11 protein-coding genes are annotated in these 11,357 nt (G+C 64.1%); 7 read left to right on the forward strand and 4 right to left on the reverse strand.

Going from position 1 to position 11,357, the window contains the following annotated elements:
- Positions 1-10 precede the first annotated feature (10 nt).
- The 3 genes from cysC to CQ12_RS22150 all read left to right on the forward strand — a co-directional run bounded on the left by cysC (position 11) and on the right by CQ12_RS22150 (position 4,601).
- Complete coding sequence (gene cysC / locus CQ12_RS22140) at positions 11-1,948, forward strand: adenylyl-sulfate kinase (protein WP_057837424.1); 1,938 nt, start codon at positions 11-13, stop codon at positions 1,946-1,948.
- A gap of 200 nt (positions 1,949-2,148) precedes the next feature.
- Positions 2,149-4,314, forward strand: coding sequence for a malate synthase G (locus CQ12_RS22145; protein ID WP_057837425.1), 2,166 nt, complete (start codon positions 2,149-2,151; stop codon positions 4,312-4,314).
- An 86-nt stretch (positions 4,315-4,400) separates the two neighbouring features.
- The gene (locus CQ12_RS22150; protein WP_057837434.1) at positions 4,401-4,601 is read left to right on the forward strand and encodes a CsbD family protein; all 201 of its coding nucleotides are present in this window, start codon (positions 4,401-4,403) and stop codon (positions 4,599-4,601) included.
- A gap of 63 nt (positions 4,602-4,664) precedes the next feature.
- Here the strand turns inward: CQ12_RS22150 and CQ12_RS44035 are convergent, their stop codons facing one another.
- A complete protein-coding gene (locus tag CQ12_RS44035) occupies positions 4,665-4,820 on the reverse strand; it encodes a Thivi_2564 family membrane protein (protein WP_157088395.1) in 156 nt (51 codons plus the stop codon).
- Between the two features lie 202 nt (positions 4,821-5,022).
- Between CQ12_RS44035 and CQ12_RS22155 the strand changes: the two genes are divergently transcribed.
- Positions 5,023-7,116 carry a methyl-accepting chemotaxis protein gene (locus CQ12_RS22155; RefSeq protein ID WP_057837426.1) on the forward strand — a complete coding sequence of 698 codons (2,094 nt, stop codon included), beginning with the start codon at positions 5,023-5,025 and terminating at the stop codon, positions 7,114-7,116.
- A gap of 40 nt (positions 7,117-7,156) precedes the next feature.
- Here CQ12_RS22155 and CQ12_RS22160 read toward each other — a convergent pair whose 3' ends face one another.
- A complete protein-coding gene (locus CQ12_RS22160; RefSeq protein WP_057837427.1) occupies positions 7,157-7,801 on the reverse strand; it encodes a DUF2865 domain-containing protein in 645 nt (214 codons plus the stop codon).
- Positions 7,802-7,836: 35 nt separating this feature from the next.
- On the reverse strand, positions 7,837-8,604 hold the full coding sequence (locus CQ12_RS22165; RefSeq protein ID WP_057837428.1) for a L,D-transpeptidase: 768 nt from the start codon (positions 8,602-8,604) through the stop codon (positions 7,837-7,839).
- Between the two features lie 261 nt (positions 8,605-8,865).
- Between CQ12_RS22165 and CQ12_RS22170 the strand changes: the two genes are divergently transcribed.
- From CQ12_RS22170 to CQ12_RS22180, 3 genes are all read left to right on the forward strand, one after another.
- The gene (locus CQ12_RS22170) at positions 8,866-9,999 is read left to right on the forward strand and encodes an AI-2E family transporter (RefSeq protein WP_057837435.1); all 1,134 of its coding nucleotides are present in this window, start codon (positions 8,866-8,868) and stop codon (positions 9,997-9,999) included.
- A 66-nt stretch (positions 10,000-10,065) separates the two neighbouring features.
- Entirely contained in the window at positions 10,066-10,425 is a 360-nt protein-coding gene (locus CQ12_RS22175; RefSeq protein ID WP_057837429.1) for an ElaB/YgaM/YqjD family protein, read from the forward strand.
- A gap of 117 nt (positions 10,426-10,542) precedes the next feature.
- Complete coding sequence (locus tag CQ12_RS22180) at positions 10,543-10,989, forward strand: hypothetical protein (protein ID WP_057837430.1); 447 nt, start codon at positions 10,543-10,545, stop codon at positions 10,987-10,989.
- 191 nt (positions 10,990-11,180) lie between these two features.
- Here the strand turns inward: CQ12_RS22180 and CQ12_RS46540 are convergent.
- Positions 11,181-11,357 (reverse strand): disulfide bond formation protein B (locus tag CQ12_RS46540; protein WP_245310079.1); only part of this gene is annotated, 177 nt, incomplete at its 5' end.

Below are 11,357 nucleotides of genomic sequence, written 5' to 3' on the forward strand. Positions count from 1 at the left end.
GAGCGTCGCTATGAATATGATCCTTCCCGCCAGCGTTTCGGCAACTCCGAACGGCACCACGTCGATGCCAAATGGCACGACGCGTCCGCAGGTCCGCATCGTCATCGTCGGCCATGTCGACCATGGTAAATCCACGTTGGTCGGCCGCCTGCTGCACGAGACCGGCAGCCTGCCCGAGGGCAAGCTGGAGATGCTGAAGGCGGTCAGCGCCCGGCGCGGCATGCCGTTCGAATGGTCGTTCCTGCTCGATGCGCTGCAGACCGAGCGCGACCAGGGCATCACCATCGACACCACGCAGATCCGCTTCCGCACCCGCTCGCGCGACGTCGTGCTGATCGACGCGCCGGGCCATGCCGAATTCCTCCGCAACATGATCACTGGTGCCTCGCAGGCCGACGGCGCGGTGCTGATCATCGACGCGCTGGAAGGCGTACGCGACCAGACAAGGCGGCACGGCTACCTGCTGCATCTGCTCGGCATCAAGCAGGTCGCGGTTGTCGTCAACAAGATGGACCGCGTCGACTTCGGTGCTGACCGTTTCAAGGAGATCAGCGACGAGATTTGGGCGCATCTGATCGGCCTCGGCGTGACCCCGTCGGCAATCATTCCGATTTCCGCGCGCGACGGCGACGGCGTCGCCGAGCACACGCCGCGCATCGGCTGGTACCAGGGACCGACCGTGGTCGAGGCGCTCGATACGCTCGAACCGGCGCGGCCGCTGGAACAGCTCGCGCTGCGCCTGCCGGTACAGGCGATCTACAAGTTCGACGACCGCCGCATCGTGGCGGGCCGCATCGAGTCCGGCCACCTCGCCGCCGGCGACGAAATCGTCATCATGCCTGCCGGCAAGATCGCGAAGATCAAAACCGTGGAGAGCTGGCCGGTGACACCGCTGAAGGGCAGCCACGGCGCCGGCCGTTCGGTCGGCATCACGCTCGACCGCGAATTGTTTATCGAACGCGGTGATGTCATTGCGCATGCCGGCGCGACGCCGCGAGACACGCGGCGAATTCGCGCGCGGATTTTCTGGCTGCACGACAAGCCCCTTTCGAAAGGCGACCAGATCCTGATCCGCCTCGGCACGCGGGAAACCCGCGCCAGCGTGGTTGCGATCGAGAAAGCGGTCGATCCCGGCGAACTCTCGAACGAGGAGACCAAGGCGATCGCGCGCAATCATGTCGGCGAAATCGATATCTCGCTGGCGCAGCCGATCGCAGCCGATCCCTATCAGGAAAATCCGCGTACCGGCCGGCTGGTGATCGAGGTCAACGGCCGCATCGCCGGCGGCGGCCTCGTGCTGTCGGTCGACGCCGGACAGCGCGCTGTCCCGATCGACATCGTGCCGGTCGAATCGGCGCTGCGTCCCGAAGAGCGCTCGGCGCGTTACCATCACAACGGCGCGGTGATCTGGCTGACCGGCCTGCCGGGCTCGGGCAAATCCACGCTCGCCCGCGCGCTGGAGCGCCGGCTGTTCTCGCGCGGTGGTTCGCCGATCCTGCTGGATGGCGATACCTTGCGCGCCGGGCTCAATAACGATCTCGGTTTCTCGCCGCAGGATCGCAGCGAAAACATTCGCCGTCTGGCCGAGGTCGCGACCCATCTCGCGCGCAACGGCCACGTCGCGATTGTAGCTGCGGTTTCGCCTGCGATCGCGGACCGCGCTGCGGCGCGCCGTATCGCCGACACCATGTTCCGTGAAGTGCATGTCGCCGCACCGGCGGAGGTATGCGAGAGCCGCGATCCCAAGGGTCACTATGCCAAGGCCCGCTCCGGCGCGCTGCCGTCGTTCACGGGGATCACCAACGATTACCAGCCGCCCACTGCATGCGAATTGCGGATCGATACCTCGGTCCGCTCGGTGGCGGACGCGACGGAGGAGATCGAGCGGATGCTGGGCGAAACCGGTATCCTGTTCGACGAATTGGTGGATCTGGCGGCCAATATCTGAGAGCGTTTTCGAGCGAAGTGGACGCGCCGGTTCGCGTGGAAAACGCGTCCAAATAAGGCCCTTCCACTCCCTTTTGGGGCCTTCTCATCGACCCGGCTTTAAGGCTAAAAGGGCGGCCAACGCCGCCCCTTTGGCGCGTTTTTTGCTGTCTTCGGCCTGAAAACAGCCTGCAAACGCCATTTCTTTTGAGAAAGCCCATCATGAAGCGTGTCGATGCCCACGGATTGAAGATCGCCCCTGTCCTGTTCGATTTCATCGCCAAGGAGGCGACCCCCAAAACCGGAATTTCGCCCGACGCGTTCTGGGCCGGTGTCGCCGCCATCATCAAGAAGCTCGGGCCGAAAAACCGCGAGCTGCTCGCCTTCCGCGACGCGCTGCAGGCCAAGATCGACGGCTGGCATCGCGCCCACAAGGGCAAGGCGTTCGACCTGAATGCCTACACGGCGTTCCTCAAGGAAATCGGCTATCTGCTGCCCGAGCCGGCCACGCACAAGGTCGAGACTTCAAACGTCGACGAGGAAATCGGCAAGATCTGCGGGCCGCAGCTGGTGGTGCCGCTGACCAACGCCCGCTACGCGCTGAACGCGGCAAACGCGCGCTGGGGTTCGCTCTACGATGCCTTCTACGGCACCGACGCGATCCCGCATGATCCGAGCGAGAGTGGCAAGGACTACAACAAGGCGCGCGGCGACAAGGTGATCGCCAAGGCCAAGGGCTTCCTCGATGCCTCCGCCCCACTCGCGACCGGCAGCCACACCGACGTGACCTCGTATAGCGTGATCGCCGGCCAGCTTTCCGCGAAGCTGAAGAGCGGCAACGCCACCGCATTGAAGAACGCGGCGCAGTTCGCCGGATACCAGGGCCGTCCCGAAGCGCCCACCGCGATCCTGCTGGTCAACAACGGCTTACATGTCGAAGTGAACATCGACCGCAGCCACGTCATCGGCAAGGACGATCCGGCCGGTGTCTCTGACATGGTCCTGGAATCGGCCGTCTCCACCATTCTCGACATGGAAGACTCGGTGGCCGCCGTCGATGCCGAGGACAAGGTGCTGGTCTATCGCAACACCCTCGGCCTGATGGACGGCACGCTCTCTGCCGATTTCGAAAAGGGCGGCAGGACGCAGACGCGCTCGCTCAATTACGATCGCTTTTACTCGACGCCCGATGGCAGCAAGGAGCTGGCGCTTCACGGCCGCAGTCTGCTGCTGATGCGCAATGTCGGACATCACATGTTCACCGACGCCGTGCTCGATGAGAAGGGCGAGGAGATTCCGGAAGGCCTGCTCGACGCTGCGGTCGCCGGCCTGCTCGCGATCCACGATCTCAAGGGTTCTTCGAAGACCAAGAACAGCCGCACCGGCTCGGTCTATATCGTCAAGCCGAAGATGCACGGCCCCGATGAAGTCGCACTGACCTGCGATCTGTTCGGCGAGGTCGAGAAGCTTCTCGGGTTGCCGGAAAACACCATGAAGGTCGGCATCATGGACGAGGAGCGCCGTACCACGGTCAACCTCAAGGCCTGCATCCAGAATGCGTCGAAGCGCATCTGCTTCATCAACACCGGCTTCCTCGATCGCACCGGCGACGAGATCCATACCTCGATGGAAGCGGGTCCGATGATCCGCAAGAACGACATGAAGGCGCAGCCCTGGATCAAGTCCTATGAAGACTGGAACGTCGACATGGGCCTGATCGACGGCCTGCCCGGCCATGCCCAGATCGGCAAGGGCATGTGGGCCGCACCCGACAAGATGGCGGACATGCTGACCCAGAAGATCGGCCATCCGCAGGCTGGTGCGACCACCGCCTGGGTGCCCTCGCCGACCGCCGCCACGCTGCACGCCCTGCACTATCACCAGGTCAACGTGATTGCGCGTCAGCAGGAACTCGCCAAGGGCGGCCAGCGCGCAAAGCTCTCCGACATCCTCACCATTCCGGTGTCGCAGTCGAACTGGGCGCCCGATGATGTGAAGCAGGAGATCGACAACAACTGTCAGGGCATCCTCGGCTATGTCGTGCGCTGGATCGACCAGGGCGTCGGCTGTTCCAAGGTTCCTGACATCCACGACGTCGGCCTGATGGAAGACCGCGCGACGTTGCGCATTTCCAGCCAGCATCTGGCGAACTGGCTGGCGCATGGCGTCGTCAGCAAGGACCAGGTGATGGAGTCGCTGAAGCGCATGGCGGTCGTCGTCGACAAGCAGAATGCCGGCGATCCGCTCTACAAGCCGATGGCACCGGCGTTCGACGGCGTTGCGTTCCAGGCCGCCTGCGATCTCGTCTTCAAGGGCCGCGAGCAGCCGAACGGCTACACCGAATACATCCTCACCGCGCGCCGCCGCGAAGCGAAGGCGGCGGTGTAACCAGCGGGCACGATGCCGCGTCGATCCCGAGGAACGCCTCAGCCTCTTAACCGTTGATCATCATCCCAATAGCGAAGGAGATGACGATGGACTGGAACCGGGTTGAGGGAAATTGGAAGCAGTTCAAGGGCTCGGCCAAGGAGAAGTGGGGCAAGCTCACCGATGACGATCTCAACGTCATCGAGGGCCGCCGTGAACAACTCGAAGGCAAGCTGCAGCAACGCTACGGGTTCGCCAAGGACCAGATCCGCAAGGACGTGGACGACTGGTTCAGCACCTTGAAGTAAAATTGTATTCGAAATGAAAGCCCCGGCGGCGCGATGCCGGGGCTTTTTTCTTGGTCCGCGCGGCTAGATTACCGCGATGTATCTCAACAGCGAAATCACGCCGAGAATGATCACCACGACGCGGGCGATCTGCTTGGCGCGGCCGTCGAGCGGCAGCAGGTTGATGAGATAGAGGACGAGGATAACGACCAGAAACGTGATGAGGATACTGATAAGCATGCGGCCCCCTTCGGCGCTCGTATGAGTGCGCTGGTAGTACTTTGTTAACGTGAATGGGAGCCGCGAGTTCCAGGCTGGGGAACTGTCCGCTGCGCGGAAAATCGCAATCTTTTCAATGATCCTCGTATTTCTACGCGGATATAACTGGCCAAACCATTTACCGTTTTCCCCCCCAAATGACCGGGCGCCTTGGGGGAGCATCATGTTGAACCGTCTGACCGTATCCGCGCTGCTGAAGACCGTCATCCTCGTCACCTCCTTCTGCGTGGTGGTCGGATTTTCGCTTAACGCCCGGGATTCCTGGGGCCGCTTGCAGGTGGCAAGCCGCATTGCTGTCATCGCGGACGCCTCCGCGAACATGTTCAAGGCGATGCACAATCTGCGCACCGACCGCTCCACCACCAACCGGCTCTTGAATTCCGACGCGCCGATGGACGCCGATATCGAAAAATATCTGCGCAACATCCGCGATACCGAAATGCCGGCCATGAACAACGCGCTCGGTCTGCTCGGCGGCCTGGAATTCGCGCAAGCGCAGACGCTGGTGCCGGAGTTCGACCGCCTGCTCAAGACGATGACCACGCTGCAGAAAGAGTTCTGGGAGGCCGTGGCCAAGCCGAAGGCACAGCGCCGGCCCGAACTGGCCAAGGAATATTTTGCTGCCGCCAGCACCATGCTGGAGACCCTGGAGAAGCTGTCCGGAGCCCTTAGCGCCGCCGTCAATCACCAGGACGCGACCATCGACCAGTTGCTGGCGATCAAGCAGATCGCCTGGCTGTTGCGCAACACCGCGGGCGAAGCCTCGCTGATCGTCTCCACCGGGCTCGGCGCCGGAAAGATCGCGCCTGAGGCGCGGCTCGCCTACACGAAATATACCGGCGGCATCGACGCCGCGTGGACCGCGCTGGAATTGACCGCGTCGGGGATGCAGTTGCCGCCGGCGATCTCGAGCGCAATCGCCGCGACCAAGACCGCCTATTTCGAGCCGTCCTATCTCGCCCTGCGCGACCGGCTGCTGACGCAGATTGTGGCCGGTGAGAAGACCGAGCTCAACGCCAACCAGTGGACTCCGGTCACGGTCGGCCGTCTCTCCGCCGCCGTCAACGTGGCCGAAGCCGCGCTCGACGCCGCCAAGGATCATGCCGCGCATCTATATGCCAGCGCCCGGCGTTCGCTTTCGATGCAGCTCGCACTGCTGATCGGCGCACTCGCACTGGCCTTCGGCGCCCAGGTCATCGTCGCCCGCCGCGCCATCAAGCCGCTCCACACCATGCGCGACGCCATGCTGAAGGTCGCCGCCGGCGATCTCCACGTCGATACCGGCTACGCCGCGCGCCACGACGAAATCGGCGCGCTGGCCGGCGCGCTGGAGACCTTCAAGCAGCAGGCCGCCGACAAGGCCCGGATCGAGGCGCAGGAACGCGAGCGCAACGCCGGCGCCATGGTGCGGCAAAAGGCGATCGAGAGCTATGTCGGCGAGTTCGAGGGCATGGTGCGCCAGACCCTCAACCAGCTCGGCGATGCTTCCGGCCAGATGCGAACCACCTCGTCCGGCCTGTCGACGATTTCGCGCCAGACCAACGCGCGCGTCCAGGTCGCCGAGAAGGCGTCCGGCGAAGCCTCGATGAGCGTCGAGACGGTTGCGGCTGCTTCCGAAGAGCTGAGCGCCTCGATCAACGACATCAGCCAGCAGGCGGCGCACGCGGCAAGCATTGCCAGCCGCGCGGTCGGTCAGGCGCGCAACACCGACGGCACCGTGCAGGGGCTTGCCCAATCGGCGGGACGGATCGGCGAAGTGGTCGGCCTGATCAACACCATCGCCGCGCAGACCAACCTGCTCGCGCTCAACGCCACCATCGAGGCCGCGCGCGCCGGTGAGGCCGGCCGCGGCTTTGCGGTGGTCGCCTCCGAAGTCAAATCACTGGCGAGCCAGACCGCGAAGGCGACCGAGGAGATTTCCGAACAGATCTCGGACATCCAGCGGGTGGCGGGCGAAGCCATCGGCGCCATCAAGGGCATCGGCAGCATCATCGGCGAGGTCAACGAGGTCGCAACCGCGATTGCCGCCGCCGTGCAGCAGCAGGGCGCCGCGACGCAGGAGATCACGCGCTCGACACAGTTTGCCGCGCAGGGCACCAAGAACGTGTCCGACAACATCAACGGCGTGAAGGCCGATGCCGACGCAGCGGCGGCCGCTGCCGAGGATGTGAAGCACGCGTCCCAGACGCTGGAGACGCAGAGCCAGCAACTCGGCAATCAGGTCACCGAATTCCTCGGCAAGATCCGCGCGGCCTGACCGCTCATCATGCCCGGGCTTGACCCGGGCATGGCAAATCTCACTCCCGTGCCACCACTGGCACGCGACCATATTTGACGCGGACCTTCTCCGAGGCCGGCGAAAAATTCAGCTCCGCGCCGCGCTTGTCGCCGCTGCGGCCGGCGACCAAGAGGCCGTTCTCGCCGGCGACGATGTCGCCCTTTCGCAGCGTCGGATCGTTCTCGATCTTGACCGGCGCCAGCCCGACCGCGTCCTTGCCATTGCAGGTGCAGCCATTGACGAGTTCGTTGCGATAACGGAACGCGTTCGGCAGGTCCGAATAGGACTTGCCGTTGTCGGCGGTCGCCTCGTCGATGCTGCTGCCGTAGAACAGCCTGGTCTCGCTTGCCGGGCAGAAGCTGTTACAGGCCGTGGCGCGACTGGCATTGTCGGACGCCGGAAGCGGGAAATAACGGCCGTCGCAGGTGCGCACGCAATAGGCCTGGCTGCCGCCTCCGCCATGCCTCGCCCGTCCCTCGCCGCGCGGCGCGTAGACGCGGCCATCGTCATTGGGGAACGGCATCTGGATATAGGGCTGGTGGCGCTGGCGACCGAAGCCGCCGAATAATTGCGAGAAGAAATCCTGGGCCTGCGCGACGGGCGCCAGCGCAGACGCGCACACCACTGCGGCTGCCCCCCACGCTGCCAGTTTTCTAGATCGCATCAACTCTCTCCTCTTAGGCAACACGACGCCTTCATTCAGTTCACTTGCGGCGCAATAAGATTCATCGCCTGCCGCCCCGAAGGTGCGGCCACGGCCGGCCGCGGCTGCGCGCCGGCCGGACGGACCGCAATGCTGGTTCTGGTATCTCCGCCGCGCGCCATCACCGGCGCGTTCTTCGGCAGCACCACGACCTTCGTCCCGACATTGACGCGGCTGAACAGGTCGGTGATGTCCTCATTGGTCAGGCGGATGCAGCCCGACGAAACGAATTTACCGATCGTCGAGGGATCGTTGGTGCCGTGAATGCGGTACTGGCTGGTGCCGAGATACATCGCCCGCGCGCCTAGCGGATTGCCGGGACCGCCGGCCATGAAGCGCGGCAGATAGGGCTGGCGCGCGATCATCGCCGCGGGCGGATGCCAGTCCGGCCATTCGGCCTTGCGGCTGACGGTCTGCACGCCTGACCAGATAAAGCCTTCGCGGCCGACGCCGACGCCATATCTGATGGCCCGGCCCTGGCCGAGCACATAATAAAGCGTGGTGTTGCCGGTATCGATGATGATCGTGCCCGGCGCCTCCGTCGTACCGAAGGCGACGACGGCGCGGCGAAGCCGCTCGGGCGTAGCCCCCTCGTCGGATCCGATCACCTCATCGGCTGGATATGCACCCGGCTGGGCAGAGGCGTAGCCGAACGCCTGCGCATTAGCAGCATTCGAAATCACTAACGGCGTCAGCAGTGCGCTGACGAGGACGAGCGCGCTTGCCACGCGCGACGAAGGCCGGCGTTCGGAGGACTGTGTCATGGGACTGCCCCGTTGGATGTGCATCGCTAGATGCTCTGCCCAACAAACGCAGCCGCAGGCCGACAGTTCCGTGCGGGCCATCAGGCGCGGCATCGCGCAGCGCGTGGTGCGTTGGAACCCGTGCCGACGCGTGACGTTATGATTGCAGTCCGCTTCTCGACTTAGTTTTTGTCCTGTCATCGCCGCTTCGGGCGAGGGAAAACCATTGTGAGCGTCATTCCCACCAAGCCCGCGCCCGGCAAGCCCGCTTCCGCCAAGCCTCTGGCCGCCAAATCCCCACCGTCCAAATCTCTGCCCGGTGAGCGCAAGCTTCCGCACGAGGGCGAGCCGTTGCCGGACAGCAAGGCCGAGGCGCCGCCGGTCATTCGCCGCACGGAAGTGGTGGCGATCGCCCTCGTCGGCCTCTTGATCATCTGCATCATCGCCGGGCTTTATCTCGCCAAGGCGTTCTTTCTGCCGGTGACGATGGCCTTCATCGTCGGCACCATGCTTTCGCCGGCGGCCAGTTTCCTCGAGCGTTTCCGTATTCCGCGCGCCATTGCAGCCGTCGGGATCGTCGCCGCCGGCAGCGCCGCGGTCGCTTTCATGATCGGTCTGATCGCTTCGCCCGCGGTGGAATGGGGCGCAAAACTTCCTGAGCTCGGGGCGCAACTGAAGGAGAAGCTGCATGTGTTCGACCGGCCGCTTGCGCTGTGGCAGGAGCTGCAGAGCATGCTCGGCGGCCCCGACACGCTGACGACGCCGACGGTGCACCTGCCGAAGATCGACTGGGTGCAGCCGACGCTCGAATTCCTGTCGCCGACCTTTGCCGAATTCATGCTGTTCATCGCCACCCTGATCCTGTTCATCGCAAGCTGGCGGGAGCTGCGCCGGGCCCTGATCATGCACTTCGGCGAGCGTGAGTGGCGGCTGCGGGCGCTGCGCATCCTCAACGAGATCGAGGAGCATCTCGGCAATTACCTCTTGATGGTGACCAGCATCAATATCGGCGTCGGCGTCGTCACCGGGCTGATTTGCGCGGCGACCGGCATGCCCAACCCGGCGGGTCTCGGCGCGCTGGCGGCGATCCTGAATTTCATTCCGATCATCGGCCCGGTGGCCATGTTCGCCGTGCTGGTCGCGGTTGGGCTGGTTGCGTTTCCGACCCTCGGTGCGGGGCTGTTGCCGTCGGCGCTGTTTGCCGTGATGACCTTCCTGGAAGGCCATTTCCTGACACCCATGATCGTCGGCCGGCGGCTGGCGCTGAACGCGCTCGCCGTGGTCCTGGCGCTCGCCTTCTGGACCTGGATGTGGGGACCGATGGGCGCCTTCCTGTCCTCGCCCCTGCTGATCGTGGCGCTGATCCTGAAGGAGCACTTGATGCCGCCGAATTCGCCGCAACTGCCGGAGGACTAGTTTGGGGAACTTCCCCTTCAACCAAGCGTTTGTTCCGCAGATCAATTCAATATCCGGGAGCTTTCGATGTCTGACGCCGCAATGAAAAACCTGACGGACAAAGCGACCTACGAACGCCTGGAAAAGGATGTAACCGCCGTGAAAAACGATATCGCAGCCCTGACCGAGCAGATCACCGATGCGCTGAACAGTTTTGCCGGCACCGCCGGCAAGCAGGCGCGGCGCGGCTACAATCAGGCCCGCGCCAATGCGGAGCAGGCGGTCGAGGACATGTCGGAGCGCGGCAGCGCGATGATGGGTGCCGCCCAGGACGCGGCGTCCTCGATCGAGGAGACGCTGGAGGACGCCATCACGCAGCGGCCGCTGGCGACCGTCGCCCTGGCGCTTGGTATCGGCTTCCTGATCGGCGTGACCTGGCGCAGGTAATCTTGGCGGGGGTGATCCGGCGCAGGGTGACCCGCACGGGAATGCCGTCCCTTTGCATCGTCGCGGCGGCGAGATGTGGCTTGTTTTGTTGACGCTATTTTCGGATCGAGGCGCGCCATGTTTCAGCGATTTATCGATGATTTCAAGGAATCGACCGCCACGGCGTTGCGGCTGACGTCGCTGGCGGCAGCGGCGGCGGTGGCGTTGCTGGTCACGACAGCGTTTCTGTGCGCGGCGGCTTTCGTGTTCGTGTTGCAGAACTACGGCCCGGTGCAGGCCTGCCTGACCGGCGCCGCCATCTTCTTCGTGGTCGCCCTGATCGCGGCCGGCTGCTACATGATACGCAAGAAGCAGATCGAGGCGCGCGCCGAACAGGCGGCGAAAGTCGCGAAGTCCACCGCGCAGACCGTGTTGTCCGATCCAATGCTGGTCGCAGCCGGCATCCAGGTCATCCGCGCCATTGGCGTCAAGAAGCTGATCCCGATTCTCGCCGTCGGCGGACTGGCGCTGGGATTTTTGGCGAGCCGCGCCAACACAAGCAACAGCGAAGCGCCGGCGGAGTAGCGGCTTCAGAATTGATTTGCCTCGGGCTATCTTGTCGCAGTTGCGGGTCAAGAATTGTGTTTGCGCACAAGGCAAATCAGTTCGCGGTTTCGTAGGGTGGGCAAAGCGAAGCGTGCCCACCATCGGAAAACGTGCTCGATGAAAGATGGTGGGCACGTCGCTATCGCGCCTTTGCCCAACCTACGAAGCGACTAAGCTGTCCGCTTCTCCGAGACGATGCCCCACAGGGCGATCAGTGCCATCAGCATCGAGATCAGCACGTTGTAGCCGGCGAGCGAGAGGCCGAGAAAACGCCACTGCACTTCGTCGCAGCGGATCACCTTCTCGGTGTCGAGCCGTTGCAGCAGCGTGCCCGCGCTGCCGAGATC

This window comes from Bradyrhizobium jicamae (assembly GCF_001440395.1).
GTDB lineage: Bacteria > Pseudomonadota > Alphaproteobacteria > Rhizobiales > Xanthobacteraceae > Bradyrhizobium > Bradyrhizobium jicamae.